The sequence below is a fragment of the Arthrobacter sp. CG_A4 genome (assembly GCF_035985125.1).
In the GTDB taxonomy this organism is placed as follows: Bacteria; Actinomycetota; Actinomycetes; order Actinomycetales; family Micrococcaceae; genus Arthrobacter.
Window position 1 is genome coordinate 72,825 of the sequence record NZ_JAXCID010000016.1, and the last position, 14,928, is coordinate 87,752.

Genomic DNA, 14,928 nt, shown 5'->3' on the forward strand with positions numbered 1-14,928 from the left:
CCGTTGCCCCCAAGACAACACGGGCTGTAGTCTTGGACCTGTGACCCACGAAACACTTGATGCCGCCGCAGCAGTCCTTCCGGCCGAGGCAATTGACGCAATCGAACGCGCGGCTACGTCCGCCCACCGCCACGAGGATCTCTTCTCGGAGCGCGCAGCAAATATCAAGCAATCGGCAGTCCGCGATGTCTTTGACATCTCGATGCGCCCCGGCCTCGTCTCGTTGGCTGGCGGCAGCCCCTACCTCCAGTCCCTCCCGCTGGAGCGGCTTGGCCAGACCGCCGCAAAGATCATCGCGGAGCAGGGAATGACCGCCCTGCAGTACGGCGGCGGCCAGGGCACGCAAGAACTCCGGACCCAGATCTGCGAGGTTATGGCCGCGGAGGGAATCCTCGACGCCAACCCGGAGAACGTGGTGATTACCGCGGGCTCGCAGTCCGCTCAGGACGTCGCCACCAAGGTGTTCTGCAACCCCGGCGACGTGGTCCTTGTGGAGGACCCTACCTATGTCGGCGCGCTCAACACCTTCGAGGCCTACCAGGTGCAGGTCGCCACGGTTCCGATGGATGGCGATGGCATCGTCCCGGAACTGCTCGAAGCCGAGATCGCCGCCCTGCAGTCCGCCGGCAAGAACGTCAAGTTCCTCTACACGATCCCCAGCTTTAACAATCCCTCAGGCATCACCCTGTCGCAGGAGCGGCGGCAGCAGGTGGTCGATATATGCCGTAAGGCGAATATCCTGGTGCTGGAGGACAATCCTTATGGTCTGCTGCGCTTCGACGGGAAGCCGCTGACCCCGCTCCGGGCCGCTAACCCGGACGATGTCATCTACATGGGGTCCTTCTCCAAGATCTTCGCGCCCGGCCTGCGGATCGGCTGGGCGCTGGTCCCCGCACACCTCCAGCGCCGGTACTACCTGGCTTCGGAGGCCGTCACGCTGTGCCCCCCGACCCTCAACCAGATGCTGGTCTCCGCCTACCTGCGCGACTACGACTGGCGCGGCCAGATCGAAACGTACCGGGGGCTTTACAAGGAACGCTGCGACGCGATGCTCGCGGCGCTGGAGGAGTACATGCCAGCGGGCCTGAGCTGGACCCGCCCCGAGGGTGGCTTCTTCGTCTGGGTGACCCTGCCGGACGGTGTGGATACCTATCCGCTGCTGCGGAAGGCGATCGACGCCGGCGTCGTATTCATTCCCGGTGCGGCATTTACGCATTCGGATGAACCGTCCAACAAAATCCGGCTGGCCTTCAGCGCAGTCCCGCCGGAATCCATCCGTGAGGGTGTCCGCAGGCTGGCGCCGGTCCTGCGGGAAGCCATCGCAGCGTTGTAGCCTGAAGCATTGGCGCATGGCCGAAGACGATCGTTGACCTCAAGGAGCATTTTATGACCGGAATTATTGTTGTTGGCGTCGATGGCAGTGAAACTGCCCTGAAGGCTGCGCAGACCGCGCGGGACCTGGCGGTCTCGCTCGGGGCTACCCTGCACGTGGTCAGCGCCTTCGACAGCGACCGGACCGAAGTCTTCGGCAGCGGCAGCGACAAGTGGATCGTCTCCGATGCCGGCGAGGCGGAGAAGGTGGCCAAGAGCGTCGCCAACAGCCTCCGGACGCAGGACATCAATGTTACGTACGCCGCCGCCAGGGGAAAGCCCGCCGAAGCCCTGATCAGCGAGGCGGGACGCGCCGGCGCGCAACTGATTGTGGTCGGCAACCGGCGGATGAGGGGCCTGGGCCGGGTCCTGGGGAGCGTTGCGAACAGCGTGGCCCACAACGCTCCCTGCGACGTCTACATCGCCAAGACCGACATTGCCGAGTAAAACAACACCGGCGATCGGCGCAGGGCCATAGCGGCTGGGCTGCCGGCTAAGCTTTCCCGCCGGCGGCAGCCGGGTCCGCCTTCAGTACCCGCCGCAGGATCTTGCCGGAGGATGACTTCGGCACGGCATCGATGAACTCCACCCGGCGGATCTTCTTGAACGGCGCCACCTTCGCCGCGACGAAGTCCATCACCGCCCTCTCGTCGAGCCGCCCGCCGTCGTCACCGGGCTGGCGTACCACAAACGCCATCGGCACTTCCTGGCCGTCGGCGTCGAGTGTCCCGATCACGGCGGCGTCGGCAATGCCGGGGTGCGTCAGCAGCAGCGCCTCGAGCTCGGCGGGGGCGATCTGATAGCCCTTGTATTTGATCAGCTCCTTGAGCCTGTCCACGATCGTGACGACGCCGTCGGCCCGCACCGTGGCGATGTCGCCGGTGCGCAGGAAGCCGTCGGCGTCGAGGGTGTCCGCCGTTTCCCCCGGCCGGTTCAGGTAGCCGAGCATCACATTCGGCCCGCGGCAGAGCAGGTGGCCCGGGGCGCTGGTGCCTCCGGCGGGGACCTCGATCTCCTCCCCGGTGGCCGGATCCAGCAGGCGGCACTCCATGTTCGGCACCGTGTAGCCCACCGAGCTGACGGGCACGTCCGTGGCGTCCACCGGGATGAGGTGGGAAACGGGGCTCATCTCGGTCATGCCGTAGCCCTGCAGTACCCGGCAGCCCAGGCGCCTGGCGAGGCTGGTTCCCAGTTCCCCGTCGAGCGGCGCCGCACCGGAAAGGGTGGTGTGGACCGAGCTGAGGTCGTAGTCCGCCACGAGCGGGTGTTTGGACAGTGCGACGGCCACGGGTGGGGCAATGAAGAGGTAGCTGCACTTCTGGTCCTGGATGATCCGCAGGAACTCGGCGAGGTCGAACCTCGGCATGGTGACCAGGCAGGCCCGCCGTCGCAGGGCCAGGTTCAGCAGGACCGTCAGGCCGTAGATGTGGAAGAACGGCAGCAGCGCCAGCAGCCGGTCTTCGGGGGCGACGTTGAGGAGGCCGCTGGACTGCTCCGCGTTGGCGATCAGGTTCCGGTGGCTGAGCATAACGCCCTTCGGCCGCCCGGTGGTCCCGGAGGAATACGGCAGCACGGCGACATGCGTGGCCGGATCGAAGCTGACGTCGGGGGCCGGCGCGCCCGCGGTGAGCAGGTCCCGCAGCGAAGGGTGGCCTTCGGCGCCGTCGAGCACCACGAGCCGATCGTCCGGGATCCCGGCCTGAGCGGCCGCTTCCCGGGCGCCGGGGAGCAGGGCGGAGACCGTGAACAGCCACTGCGCGCCGGCGTCGGCGAGCTGGAGAGCAATCTCATCAGCCGTGTAGAGCGAGTTGACGGTGGTCACCGTCGCGCCGGCCCGCAGCAGGCCGTGGAAGACGACGGTGAAAGCCGGGACGTTGGGGCACAGGATCGCCGCCACGCCATGGACGCCGAGGCCCTGGGCCGCGACGGCTCCGGCCAGCGCATCGATCTGCGCAACCAGCGTCCGGTAGGTGGTCTCCGCGCCGCTCGTGCCGTCGACGACGGCGACCCGGTCCAGGTCCTCCTCCTGGAGGCCGCCAAAAAGGTACTCATAAATGCTGACGTTGGGAATATCCACGTCGGGGAACGGGCTCGAAAACACGCAATATCTCCTTTGATCCGCGTCCGCCGGGCTGGCGGCGGCTGGTGCCACTGTAGTGCCGGCGGGCGGCCCGGGACAGGAAAGCGCGGAAACGACCCGCGCAGCCGCCCCTCATCGGGATCCGCGCCTGGCCCAATTCCTCTCCTCCGGCGCAACTAAGCCGGCCTCTGCCGTGCCGCCGGGAACGCTGCCGCGGGGACGTCCGGCCGCCTCAATCCAGCAGGAGGGCCGGCTCCTCGAGAATGGCGGCGACGTCGGCCATAAAGCGCGCCGAGAGGTCCCCGTCCACCACCCGGTGGTCGAAGGAGCCGCCGAGGGTGGTGATCCAGCGCGGAATGACTTCGCCGTCGAGGACCCAGGGCTTCTGTTTGATGGTGCCGAATGCAACGATGGCCACCTCGCCGGGGTTGATGATCGGCGTCCCGGTGTCGATGCCGAGGGCGCCGATGTTGGTCACCGTGAGTGTGCCGCCCTGCATCTGGGCCGGCTGGGTCTTGCCGGCGCGGGCTGTGGTGGCCAAATCGTTCAGCGCGAGGGCCAGTTCCTTGAGGGATAAGTCCTGGGCGTTCTTGATGTTGGGCACCATGAGGCCGCGGGGTGTGGCGGCGGCGATGCCCAGGTTCATGAAGTGCTTGACGTGGATCTCGGCCGAGTCGCTGCCGCCCGGGTTGTCCACCCAGGTCGCGTTGACGCTGGGGTTGCGGGCCGCGGCCCAGATGACGGCCTTGGCCAGGATCAGCAGCGGTGAGACCTTGATGCCCTCAAAGTCGCGGGAAACCTTGAGCCGCTTGACGAACTCCATGGTGCGGCTCGCGTCGACGTCCACGAAGATACTCACGTGCGGGGCCGCGAAGGCAGACTCGACCATTGCCTTCGCAGTAGCCTTCCGGACGCCCTTGACCGGGATCCGTTCGATCCGCTGCTCCTGCGGGCGGCCGGTCTTGCCCCAGAAGGTGTCCGCCTGGTCCACTTCGGCGTCCCGCTGGGCCTGGTAGCTGACAAGGTCCTCGCGGGTCACCTCGCCGCGGGCGCCCGTGGGGATCACATCGGACAGGTCGATGCCGAGGTCCCGGGCGATCTTTCGCACGGGCGGCTTGGCCAGCACCCGGTTGACGAGGCCGGTGATGGCGCCGCCGAAGGTGGGCCGGGTGTCGACTGCCTCTGCAGGCACCGGCCGTGCGGTCTGGGCGACAGCCTCCGGGCTGCTCCAGGTGTCATGGCCCTCCACCGGGTCGGCGGAGACGGAGCTTGTCGAAACGGCCTGCCTGGCCGGCGCGGAAACCCGCGGGCGGCGCTTTACAGCGTCGGCCTTGGGGCCGGATCCCACCAGTGGACCGCCGGACGGGCGCCCATCCGGATCGCCGGCGTCGGCCAGATCCTCTTCGAGTTTGCCGTACATCGGAGGGTCCGCAACGGGGTCGGCAACGGCCGGAACCGCGGGGGTTACCGGCGCTGCAGCGTCCGGGGCGGCCGCGCCGGACACGCTGATGATGGCGGTGCCGACGTCGACCGTCACGCCCTCCGCGACGAGCAGTGCGGTGACCGTGCCGGCGAACGGCGAGGGCAGTTCGACGAGGGATTTCGCGGTCTCAATCTCGCACAGGACGTCGTTGATGGCCACGGTGTCGCCGGCCTTGACCTTCCAGGAGACGATTTCGGCCTCGGTCAGCCCTTCGCCCACGTCGGGGAGGTTGAACTTGTGGAGAGTCATATTTTCCTTGGTTGTGGAAGGCGCCTCACTGGCAAAAGGCATCAGTAGGAAAGCGCACGTTCGAGTGCCTCGAGGATGCGGTCGATGTCCGGGAGGTAGTCTTCCTCCACCTTGGCCACGGGATAGGGCATGTGGAAGCCGCCCACCCGGATGACCGGAGCCTCGAGCGAGTGGAAGGCCCGCTCGCTGATCCGGGCCGCGATTTCGCCGCCGATGCCGCCGAAGGTGGGGGCCTCGTGGGCCACGATCAGCCGGCCCGTCTTCTTGACGGAAGCCGTCACGGTGTCGAAGTCGATCGGCGAGATGGACCGCAGGTCGATCACCTCGATGCTGTGGCCGTCCTCCGCGGCGGCGTTGGCCGCGGCCAGGGCCACCGGCACCAGCGGGCCGTAGGCCACCACTGTGGCGTCGGTTCCCGCACGCAGCACATGGGCCTTGAAGGGGTCCGCCGAGGTTCCGGGGGATTCCGTGTCCACCTCGCCCTTAAGCCAGTAGCGGCGCTTGGGTTCGAAGACGATCACGGGGTCCTGGCAGTCGACGGCCTGCTGGATCATCCAGTAGGCGTCGTGCGGGTTGGACGGGGTGATGATCCGCAGCCCGGCGGTGTGGGCGAACAGCGCCTCGGGGGATTCCGAGTGGTGCTCGATCGAGCCGATGCCGCCGCCGTAGGGGATCCGGATGACGACGGGAACGGTCAGGTTGCCGTTGCTGCGGGAGTGCATCTTGGCCAACTGCGTGGTGATCTGGTTGAAGCCCGGGAAGACGAAGCCGTCGAACTGGATCTCGCAGATGGGCAGGTAGCCGCGCAGGGACAGGCCGATCGCGGTGCCGATGATGCCGGACTCCGCGAGCGGCGTGTCCACCACGCGGTCCGCGCCAAATTCGGCGATGAGGCCGTCAGTGACGCGGTACACCCCGCCCAGCGGCCCGATGTCCTCGCCCATGAGCAGGGAGCGCGGGTTGTTGTTCAGTGTTGCGCGCAGGCCCGCGTTGATGGCCTTGGCGATGGTCATGGTGGTCATGGGCTGGCCGTCCCCGCTGCCTCTGACTCTGTCTCGTCGGCGTCGGCGAAGCCGGCGCTGTACTCCTCGAACCAGGCCAGTTCTTCGGCCACCAGCGGGTGGGCCTCCACATAGGTGTTGGCGAAGGCGGTCCGGATATCCGGGGTTTCCAGCTCGTGGGTCGTCATACGGACGTAGGCGGCGAGCTCGTCGCCGTCGGCCCTGACCTGCGCAAAGAAGGCGTCGTCCGCCATGCCTTCGGCGCGCAGGTACTTTTCCAGGCGTTCCAGCGGATCCTTCGCCCGCCAGCGGTCCTCCTCCGCGGATTCCCGGTATTTGCCGGGATCGTCGGCCGTAGTGTGCGCGCCGACGCGGTAGGTGAACGCCTCGATCAGCACGGGCCCCTTGCCCTCACGGGCGTGATCGAGTGCCCACTCGGTGACGGCGTGGACGGCGATCACGTCATTGCCGTCCACCCTGATGCCGGGGAAGCCGTAGCCCTTGGCGCGGTTGGCCAGCGGGATGCGGGTCTGCACGGAGCTGGGCACGGAAATGGCCCAGTGGTTGTTCTGGCAGAAGAACACAACAGGCGCGTTGTAGGAAGAGGCAAAGACCATGGATTCGTGGACGTCCCCTTCGGAGCTGGCGCCGTCACCGAAATAGACCACGACGGCGGCCTTGGGCTCCGGCGCCCCGCCGACGGATCCGTCCGCGGCCGCGGCGGCGGCCGCGAGCTTCTGGTCGCGCTGGATGCCCATGGCGTAGCCCACCGCGTGCGGGGTCTGGGCCGCGAGCACCAGGGTGTAGAGGTGGAAGTTGGTGTCCTTGGGATTCCAGCCGCCGTTGGAGACGCCACGGAACTGGCGGAGCAGCTCAGCGAGGTCAACGTTGCGGGTCAGAGCCACCCCGTGCTCGCGGTAGGTGGGGAAGATGTAATCCTGCGGCTGGCTGGCCCGGCCGGAGCCAATCTGTGCGGCTTCCTGTCCTGTCAGGGGGACCCACAACGCCAGCTGCCCCTGCCGCTGGAGGGCGGTGGCCTCCACGTCAAAGCGGCGGATCTTGGCCATGTCGGCATAGAATCCGCGGAGCTTTTCCGGATTGAGCCGTGCGGCGTATTCGGAGAAGACAGGGTCGAAACCCAGCCTTCCGTCCGGGCCCAGCAACTCCACCATGGGCGCTGCGGAGTTGCCCGGTTGGGCTTCGGCTTCCGCCTCGAGGTGGTCATCCATGTCGGTTCCGTCAAACTCGGTAGAGGGCAGATGTGTGCCCATACCGTCTCCTTGCTTGCCGCATCCGAATGCGCCGCAATCGCTGGGATACATGCCGGATCAGGAATGTATTCCTCATCAGGCATATATTTGGCTTACTCGTCCTACTTTATCCGCAGTAGGCTGCCCGCGGGCTTCATGTTAAGCGCTAGGAACGCCGTGGTGGCTTTGTATAGATCGCACAGAGTTCCAGAAAGCGGGTGTTTGCCTCCGCCTCCCCGATGCTGACCCGCACGCCCTCGTCCCCAAAGGCACGCACAGACAGTGCCCGATCCCCCGCCAGGGCGGCGAATTCCGCACTGTCGGAGCCCAGGTTTAGCCAGACAAAGTTGCCCTGCGCCTCCGGAACAAACCAGCCAAGCTCACGGAGCCCGGCCGTAACGCGATCCCGCTCGTCCACCAGGCTTTGTACCCTTTCCACAACTTCGTCGAAATGCCGCAGCGAGGTCACGGCGGCGATTTCCGCGATCTGGGACACCGCGAACGGGGTCGCCGTGACGCGCAGGTGCTGGCTAAGACCGGGGTTGGACACGCTGTATCCCACCCTCAGCCCGGCGAGGCCGTGGGCCTTGGAGAAAGTCCGCAACACCACAACGTTCGGGTACTTGCGGTACATCTCAAGGCCGTCAACGGCGTCGGTGTCGCGCACGAACTCCTGGTAGGCCTCATCAATGACCACCACGATGTCCGAGGGCACGGTACGGATGAAGCGCTCGGTTTCAGCGGTAGCGAGGATAGGCCCGGTGGGATTGTTGGGCGTGCACAGCAGGATCATGCGGGTACGGGCCGTCACCGCGGCCGCCATGGCGTCCAGATCGTGCCGGCCGTCGGCGGTCAGCGGGATCCGGACGCTCTCGGCGCCGGCGACTCCGACGCAGATCGGGTACGCCTCAAACGAGCGCCAGGCGTAAATGACCTCGTCCGGCTTGCCGTCATCGTTCTGGCCGGCGAACGTGGCAAGCAGCTGGTTCAGGGCCCCCAGGCTTCCGGCACCGGTGACGATGTCCTCGGCGGGAACGTCCAGGAACCCGGCGAGGACGGTCCGCAACTTGCTGCTCAACGGATCCGGGTAGCGGTTGAAATCGGTCTGCGCCGCGATCGCCTGCTGCACCGCAGGGATCGGGGGCAGTGGGTTTTCATTGGAGGAAAGCTTGTAACTGACCAGGCCCTCAACGGGGACGGGCGGTTTGCCGGCCGCATAGCGGGGAAGGAGGTCGACCACCGGGCGGGGCCTGATGTCCCCGGCCGGGTTTTCTGATGAAGTCATGCCATCTAGCCTACTTCGCGGCCCTGCCGGGAGTGCCGGGGATATGACAGCATGGGGCCATGCGCTCATTCATCGTTAGAGTCATCATCAACGGGCTGGCCCTTGCGATAGCGTGCTGGATCCTCCCCGGGCTGGATATCTCCACGCAGGGCAGCAGTACGGCCAGCATCATCCTGGGCTACCTGTTCATCGGCCTGGTCTTTGGCCTTGTTAATGCCTTCGTCAAGCCAATCGTGAGCCTGTTGTCGCTGCCAATCACCATCCTCACCCTGGGCCTTTTCACGGTTGTCATCAACGCGGCAATGCTTTACGTGACGTCCTGGATCAGCAGCTACACCACCGTGCAATTCACCATCGACGCCTTCTTCTGGACTGCGGTGCTCGCCGCCCTCATCATCAGCGGGGTCTCGCTCGTGGCAAGCTGGCTGCCCGGCACCGCCAGGCGCTAGCGGTCATTTTCGCAGGTTCGTCGGGGGTTGGACGGAGCCAGGACCTTCTCGCGCCGGGTACCGGGGGACATGCCCATTCCTCGCACCCGGGACTGGCCATAACGGCACTATGTCCATCCGCTGGCCCCGGCGCGGGGCATGTCCCTGAGCCCGGGCACCGCGCCCGGACCCCCGCCGACCCACGCGCCACGCCAGATGCACCTGACCGGCGAGCGCTAGGCCGCCGGCCGCTGGGTGCGGTCCGTCGGTTTTCCGCCCGGGCCCTGCATCTTGCCCTGAACCGGGCCCTGGACCGGGCTCTGCCGCGGCCCCGGTGCCATCAGCGCTCCCCGCGGCGACGGCATGGCATCGCGCCGCAGTGAGAACCGCGTGACCGTCGCGGCGCCGCCGGCCCCCACGACGGCGGCTAGGGCGGCGGTGGAGCCCTGCAGCGACGGTTCCCGGCTCGCCGAGACTGCCCGGGCGCCGTCGGCATACTGCGCCATCTGGTGGCCCGGGCCCATGCCGGGTTCCAGCCACTCCCGGACGGCGATCGGATTCTCCAGTGTGACGGTCACCCGGTCCTTGGTGTCAGGATTTTGCTGCCCGTCCGTCCCGGGCACCCAGTCGTCCGCATGTTCCAGGTGCAGGCTGCTGACCCCTGGCGCGGGCTCGATTCCTCCCACCGGCGAACCGGCCGTAAGCACAAACCTCACATCGTATTCGGCCAGGAACGCCTTGTCCTGGCTGAGGTTCATGGCATGGATTCCGCCCTGGCTGTAGCCGACGGCGGCCACCGGGTCGCCCGCCGCCGCACCGGCCTCCGCCAGGGCCTGACGGATGGCAGCGGCCGTCTCCGCCGAGTCGTAGCCGAGGCCCTCTGCAATGCCGGCGGCGTCGAAGGGGTTTGCGCCTGCCGGAAGTTCGCCCTGCGTTCCCGGGATGACCACCACCCATGCGCGCTGGCTTCCCTCCCCCAACTGCAGGACCTCGATGTCTCCGCGGGTGCGGCCAAGTGCCTCGGCCCGCAGCAGCAGACCGGCAGGCGAGACGTCTACGACCTCCGTGCGGGTTTGCCTGCTGTCGACACGGACCGGACGAGGCTGGAGAAACTCCAGGCCGGGCGCCGCCGCCAGCCCGCGGACGACGCCCCGGACGCCTCCTGCGCCGAGGACGGCACCGGCTACCCCGGCCAAGGCGGCGGGCACGCCCAACAGCAGCGCCAGCTTCTCGGGTGCCCGTGAAACCTCATCCTCCACCACGTCGCGGAGTGTGATGGGAGGTAGTCCGAAAAGCCCCCACAACGGCCCATACCCCAGGCCTGACTTGCCGATCTGCAGAAGCAGGCTGTTCCGGGCCTCGGCGAACTCGTATTCCCGGTGGCTGGCCCTGACCTCGCGGCAGAGCCGCTCCAGCTCGGCCCGGACACGCCCCATGGCCTGGGCCCCCTCGCCGACGGCGACGATCGCCTTGCTGCCGCTGGCGTAGGAATCGGGCTGATAGGGGAACAGTGCCCGGCGCACCGCGTCCGCCTCGATTTCCACGGCGGCCAGCTCCTTCGCCACCGCGTCCAGAGCCGCAGCCCCGGCGAGCAGCTCCTCGAACTGGAAACTGAGCCCGCCCACCCCGCCGCGGATCCGGAGCATTCCATCGACCGGCGGCACGGGAACGGGCGCTCCCCCGGAGCCGGCCGGCGTCGCCTCCGCCATCAGAAACCCGGCCGGCCGGAGGACAGCACCACATTCTGAGCGTGCCGAAGCACCACGGCCACGGCATCCTGCAGGGTATTCCGGCCCCGGCGGAGCGAAGCGGCGTGCAGGGAGAGTGTGATCCGGTAGGCTCTTCCGGCGGGCGACTGCCAGGTCTGCAGCTCCAGCCGCGCCAATTGGGAGAGCACGGCGTCAGCCTGGTCGGCGCACCTGGCAGCGCGGGCCGCCAATTGCCGGACCTCGTAGCTGCGCGAGACGCAGGCCGCGGCATCGGAGGCAGCTGCTGAGGCTGAGGCTGAAGCTGAAGCCAGGCTGCCGCCCATCGAGCCGGTCACTGAGCCGCCCATCCCCGTCGTCATGACCCCACGCTAGAGAGCCGGCAGGCCGCGCAAAAGCTCCGCTGGCAGCTATGTGGACAACCGGGGCGGACAGCCCTCCGAACCGCTGCAGGTCACACGCAACAACGCGCTGAAGGCGCGGCGTGACTTCGTGAAAGAATCGGGACATGCCTGAAACTGCCGCCACAGAAACCCGCACGCCGTCCGGACGCCTGGCCCTCGCCGCGTCGTCACCCCAGCTCGCGCTTGGCCCGCTGGACGGCCGCTACCAGTCCGCCGTCGCCCCGCTGGTGGACTACCTCTCCGAGGCCGCCCTCAACCGCGACCGCGTGGCCGTGGAAGTCGAATGGCTCATCCACCTGACCGGCAACAACGTCCTGCCCGGCGCCGGACCGCTGACCGCCCAGCAGCAGGAAAAGCTGCGCGCCATCGTCACCGACTTCGACGTCGGCTCGGTCACCGAACTGGCCGACATCGAAGCCGTCACGGTGCACGACGTCAAGGCCGTCGAGTACTACATCGGCCGCCGCCTGGCCGGCCTCGGCGTCGAACGCCTCACCCCCATGGTGCATTTTGGCTGCACCTCGGAGGACATCAACAACCTCTCCTACGCTCTCGGCATCAAGGGCGCCGTCGAGGACGTGTGGCTGCCGGCCGCCCACAAGCTCGTCGCACAGATCGGCGCCATGGCCGAAGCCCACCGTGCCGTGCCGATGCTCTCGCGCACGCACGGCCAGCCGGCCACCCCCACCACCCTGGGCAAGGAAATGGCCGTGATGGCACACCGGCTGACCCGCCAGCTGGACCGCATTGCCCGGACCGAATACCTCGGCAAGATCAACGGCGCCACCGGCACTTACGCCGCCCACGTGGCCTCCGTCCCCGGGGCCGACTGGCAGCACGTCGCCAAAGGCTTCGTGGAGGGCCTCGGCCTGAGCTGGAACCCGCTGACCACGCAGATCGAAAGCCATGACTGGCAGGCGGAGCTGTACGCCGACGTCGCACGGTTCAACCGGATCCTGCACAACGTCTGCACTGACGTCTGGAGCTACATCTCGATCGGCTACTTCGTGCAGATCCCGGTGGCAGGCGCCACGGGATCCTCCACCATGCCGCACAAGGTCAACCCGATCCGCTTCGAGAACGCCGAGGCCAACCTGGAGATCTCCTCCGGCCTGCTGGACGTACTGGGCTCCACCCTGGTCACCTCCCGATGGCAGCGGGACCTCACCGACTCCTCCTCGCAGCGCAACATCGGAGTGGCGTTCGGCCACTCGCTGCTCGCCATCTCCAACGTGGCCAACGGCCTGGACCGCCTCACCGTCGCCGGGAGCATGCTGGCCGCGGACCTGGACACCAACTGGGAAGTCCTGGGCGAGGCCATCCAGATGGTCATGCGGGCCGAGGCGATCGCCGGCGTCGAGGGCATGGACAACCCGTACGAGCGGCTCAAGGACCTGACCCGCGGACAGCGGGTGGACGCCGCACGGATGCAGGAATTCGTCCGGGGCCTGGGCCTTTCCGCGGAGGCCGAGGCCCGGCTGCTGGCGCTCACCCCCGGCAACTACACCGGCATCGCGGACAAGCTGGTGGACCACCTCGCATGAGGCTCCTGCTCATCCGCCACGGCGAGACGCCCGGAAACGTGCTGGGCCAGCTGGATACCGCCCATCCGGGGCCGGGCCTGACCGCGCTCGGCACGCGGCAGGCCGCCGCCCTGGCCCGGTCGCTGGCGAATGAGCCGATTGACCTTCTTTACGCGTCCACGCTGATCCGCACCCAGATCACGGCGGCTCCCCTGGCCACCGACCGGGGGCTCGACGTCGAGGTGCTGGAAGGGCTGCGGGAGATCGAAGCCGGGGCGCTGGAGAAGGCCACCGACCGGGAATCGCACCTGCGCTACCTCGGCACCGTATTCGGGTGGGCCGAGGGCGAGCTGGACCGGCGGATGCCGGCAGGACCCAGCGGGCACGACTTCTTCGAACGCTACGATGCCTCGATGACCCGGATTGCCGAGGCAGCGGCGGCCGCCAGCACGGGCGGCCCGGTGAGCGTGGCCGTGGTCAGCCACGGCGCCGCCATCCGCGTCTGGGCAGGACTTCGGGCCGCCAACCGGGAACCCGGTTTCGCCGCCCGGCACGTGCTGGAAAATACCGGCATCGTGGCGCTGGACGGGGATCCCGACGCCGGCTGGCGGCTCATCCACTGGGACGGAAGTCCCGTGGGCGGTCTGGCCCTGACGGATCCGACGGCGGCAGACCCGACGACGGCAGACCCCGCCGACCGCACGCCGTAGGGGAAGACCCCGCCGGCCGCACGGCATAGGGGCTGCACGCCGCGGCGGCCGGCTGCCGCAGCTGTCAATGAGTTCTCCGAAGCCTTACGCGCAGGAAACACGGACGAAACCGGCGCTGCCTAGCCTTGAGGTGCACAACCCTTCGGCGAAGCGAGGCAGCTATGCAGACCAACCCGCGGCTCAACATACGGCAGGTCACGTGGGCCAACCCCGTGGGCGCGGATCTGCGTGCGGCCCAGCAGGCGGAACTTGATTCCCGCTTCGGCAGCAGCGACCACGAACCCGGACCGCCGCCGTCGGAAGCTGACACCGCCGTGTTCCTGGTCGCGCACGACAAGGCGTCCGGCCAGCCCGTGGGCTGCGGCGGCCTGCGGATCCTGGACGGGCACACCGCCGAGATCAAGCGGCTCTACGTGCTGCCCTACACCCGCGGCTCCGGCGTGGCCAGCTCCATCCTGGCGGCACTGGAGGCGCATGCCCATTCCCTGGACATCACCAGAATCACCGCAGAGGCCGGCTCCGCCCAGCCGGACGGCAGGCACTTCTACGAGAGCGCGGGCTTCCTGCCGGTGCCCAGCTTCGGGCCCTACGTCGGGGTGGAGCACTCGTTCTGCTACGCCAAGGCAATCGACTCGCACAGCGCCGCCCACACCGCCATGGCGTGAGGACCAACGCCGCCACTCGTCACACAGCACCCGGCGCACCGTCGTCGGCTAATCTCGCACTATGGAACCGGCAGACTGGCAAATACGGTTTGATGGTACGGGCAGTCCGGTCAGGTGGTACCGCTCCTTTCGGCCAGGTGGTACTGGTGGGGTTGGTCTGGTTGGCTCTTGAGAAGTTGGCGGCACATTCGGTGCTGCCGCTTTTTGTTGAGAGGACTTTTCATGGCGGACTACAGCGCGATCATGGCCTTGGTGTTTGAGCACCGAAGCTACAGTGAGATTGTCGGCATGGTGGGATGTTCACGCCGGGATATCTCCTTGGTGAAGAAGACCATCGCCGCCCGCGGCATCACGGTGGTGCAGGCGGCGGCGTATGGCCGGGACGAGTTGGCGGAGTTGTTTCCTGATGGCAGGGAGAATGTCTCGACCGGTTTTTCCTAGCCGGACTTCGCCCACATCGTGAAGTCGATGAAGTGGAACAGGCACTACACGTTGCAGCAGGGGTGGCACCGGTATGTCCAGGTAGCGGTCCCGGCGGGGAAGAAATATGGGTATACGCAGTTCTGCCAGTTGTTCAACGACTACGCCGCCGTTCATGAGGTGGTGGCAACCTTGCATCACGTCCCGGGCAGGGTCATGTTGGTGGACTGGGCCGGTGACACCTTGCCGGTCAGTGACGCGGTGACCGGTGAGATCACCAAGGCGTACCTTTTCGTCGCGGTGTTGCCGTACTCGGGCATGGTGTTTTGCCGGGCCTTTACCGACATGAAGCA

Annotated in this window: 14 protein-coding genes and 1 pseudogene; 8 read left to right on the forward strand and 7 right to left on the reverse strand. The window is 67.5% G+C overall.

All coding sequences use genetic code 11. The features are described 5' to 3' along the window. The first annotated feature begins 40 nt into the window (after window positions 1-40). Together RCH07_RS08990 and RCH07_RS08995 are read left to right on the forward strand one after the other, a co-directional pair. Entirely contained in the window at window positions 41-1,333 is a 1,293-nt protein-coding gene (locus RCH07_RS08990) for an aminotransferase-like domain-containing protein (protein ID WP_326967123.1), read from the forward strand. A gap of 53 nt (window positions 1,334-1,386) precedes the next feature. After that, window positions 1,387-1,818: a universal stress protein gene (locus tag RCH07_RS08995; RefSeq protein WP_326967124.1), complete on the forward strand. Its 432-nt coding sequence runs from the start codon at window positions 1,387-1,389 to the stop codon at window positions 1,816-1,818. A 46-nt stretch (window positions 1,819-1,864) separates the two neighbouring features. On the opposite strand, the gene RCH07_RS09000 is transcribed toward RCH07_RS08995, so the two are convergent. The 5 genes from RCH07_RS09000 to RCH07_RS09020 all read right to left on the reverse strand — a co-directional run bounded on the left by RCH07_RS09000 (window position 1,865) and on the right by RCH07_RS09020 (window position 8,719). Continuing rightward, window positions 1,865-3,472, reverse strand: a complete 1,608-nt coding sequence (locus RCH07_RS09000) for an AMP-binding protein (protein WP_326967125.1) — start codon at window positions 3,470-3,472, stop codon at window positions 1,865-1,867. Between the two features lie 211 nt (window positions 3,473-3,683). After that, window positions 3,684-5,183: a dihydrolipoamide acetyltransferase family protein gene (locus RCH07_RS09005; RefSeq protein ID WP_326967126.1), complete on the reverse strand. Its 1,500-nt coding sequence runs from the start codon at window positions 5,181-5,183 to the stop codon at window positions 3,684-3,686. Window positions 5,184-5,224: 41 nt separating this feature from the next. After that, window positions 5,225-6,205, reverse strand: a complete 981-nt coding sequence (locus RCH07_RS09010) for an alpha-ketoacid dehydrogenase subunit beta (protein ID WP_326967127.1) — start codon at window positions 6,203-6,205, stop codon at window positions 5,225-5,227. Continuing rightward, window positions 6,202-7,455, reverse strand: coding sequence for a thiamine pyrophosphate-dependent dehydrogenase E1 component subunit alpha (locus tag RCH07_RS09015; RefSeq protein WP_326967128.1), 1,254 nt, complete (start codon window positions 7,453-7,455; stop codon window positions 6,202-6,204). Before RCH07_RS09015 ends, RCH07_RS09010 begins: the two co-directional genes overlap by 4 nt. Window positions 7,456-7,600: 145 nt before the next feature. Then, window positions 7,601-8,719 carry a histidinol-phosphate transaminase gene (locus RCH07_RS09020; protein WP_326967129.1) on the reverse strand — a complete coding sequence of 373 codons (1,119 nt, stop codon included), beginning with the start codon at window positions 8,717-8,719 and terminating at the stop codon, window positions 7,601-7,603. A 59-nt stretch (window positions 8,720-8,778) separates the two neighbouring features. Here RCH07_RS09020 and RCH07_RS09025 point away from each other — a divergent pair, with 59 nt between their 5' ends. Beyond that, window positions 8,779-9,168, forward strand: coding sequence for a phage holin family protein (locus tag RCH07_RS09025; protein WP_326967130.1), 390 nt, complete (start codon window positions 8,779-8,781; stop codon window positions 9,166-9,168). A gap of 215 nt (window positions 9,169-9,383) precedes the next feature. Here RCH07_RS09025 and RCH07_RS09030 read toward each other — a convergent pair whose 3' ends face one another. Beyond that, window positions 9,384-10,811: a hypothetical protein gene (locus tag RCH07_RS09030; RefSeq protein WP_326967131.1), complete on the reverse strand. Its 1,428-nt coding sequence runs from the start codon at window positions 10,809-10,811 to the stop codon at window positions 9,384-9,386. 44 nt (window positions 10,812-10,855) lie between these two features. Further along, window positions 10,856-11,215 carry a hypothetical protein gene (locus RCH07_RS09035; RefSeq protein WP_326967132.1) on the reverse strand — a complete coding sequence of 120 codons (360 nt, stop codon included), beginning with the start codon at window positions 11,213-11,215 and terminating at the stop codon, window positions 10,856-10,858. 146 nt (window positions 11,216-11,361) lie between these two features. Here RCH07_RS09035 and purB point away from each other — a divergent pair, with 146 nt between their 5' ends. The 5 genes and pseudogenes from purB to RCH07_RS09060 all read left to right on the forward strand — a co-directional run. Then, window positions 11,362-12,801: an adenylosuccinate lyase gene (purB, locus tag RCH07_RS09040; protein WP_326967133.1), complete on the forward strand. Its 1,440-nt coding sequence runs from the start codon at window positions 11,362-11,364 to the stop codon at window positions 12,799-12,801. Beyond that, complete coding sequence (locus tag RCH07_RS09045) at window positions 12,798-13,490, forward strand: histidine phosphatase family protein (protein WP_326967134.1); 693 nt, start codon at window positions 12,798-12,800, stop codon at window positions 13,488-13,490. Before purB ends, RCH07_RS09045 begins: the two co-directional genes overlap by 4 nt. A gap of 161 nt (window positions 13,491-13,651) precedes the next feature. Continuing rightward, a complete protein-coding gene (locus tag RCH07_RS09050) occupies window positions 13,652-14,155 on the forward strand; it encodes a GNAT family N-acetyltransferase (RefSeq protein ID WP_326967135.1) in 504 nt (167 codons plus the stop codon). 222 nt (window positions 14,156-14,377) lie between these two features. After that, complete coding sequence (locus RCH07_RS09055) at window positions 14,378-14,596, forward strand: hypothetical protein (RefSeq protein WP_326967136.1); 219 nt, start codon at window positions 14,378-14,380, stop codon at window positions 14,594-14,596. A gap of 27 nt (window positions 14,597-14,623) precedes the next feature. Further along, window positions 14,624-14,928 (forward strand): annotated as a pseudogene (locus RCH07_RS09060) (IS21 family transposase); the annotation flags it as partial.

Excerpts from the sequence above, each read along its gene's own strand:
- RCH07_RS08995 (WP_326967124.1), top strand. The coding sequence starts at position 1,387 with ATGACCGGAATTATTGTTGTTGGCGTCGATGGCAGTGAAACTGCCCTG.
- RCH07_RS09005 (WP_326967126.1), bottom strand. The coding sequence starts at position 5,183 with ATGACTCTCCACAAGTTCAACCTCCCCGACGTGGGCGAAGGGCTGACC.
- RCH07_RS09010 (WP_326967127.1), bottom strand. The coding sequence starts at position 6,205 with ATGACCACCATGACCATCGCCAAGGCCATCAACGCGGGCCTGCGCGCA.
- RCH07_RS09015 (WP_326967128.1), bottom strand. The coding sequence starts at position 7,455 with ATGGGCACACATCTGCCCTCTACCGAGTTTGACGGAACCGACATGGAT.
- RCH07_RS09020 (WP_326967129.1), bottom strand. The coding sequence starts at position 8,719 with ATGACTTCATCAGAAAACCCGGCCGGGGACATCAGGCCCCGCCCGGTG.
- RCH07_RS09025 (WP_326967130.1), top strand. The coding sequence starts at position 8,779 with ATGCGCTCATTCATCGTTAGAGTCATCATCAACGGGCTGGCCCTTGCG.
- RCH07_RS09035 (WP_326967132.1), bottom strand. The coding sequence starts at position 11,215 with ATGACGACGGGGATGGGCGGCTCAGTGACCGGCTCGATGGGCGGCAGC.
- purB (WP_326967133.1), top strand. The coding sequence starts at position 11,362 with ATGCCTGAAACTGCCGCCACAGAAACCCGCACGCCGTCCGGACGCCTG.
- RCH07_RS09045 (WP_326967134.1), top strand. The coding sequence starts at position 12,798 with ATGAGGCTCCTGCTCATCCGCCACGGCGAGACGCCCGGAAACGTGCTG.
- RCH07_RS09050 (WP_326967135.1), top strand. The coding sequence starts at position 13,652 with ATGCAGACCAACCCGCGGCTCAACATACGGCAGGTCACGTGGGCCAAC.
- RCH07_RS09055 (WP_326967136.1), top strand. The coding sequence starts at position 14,378 with ATGGCGGACTACAGCGCGATCATGGCCTTGGTGTTTGAGCACCGAAGC.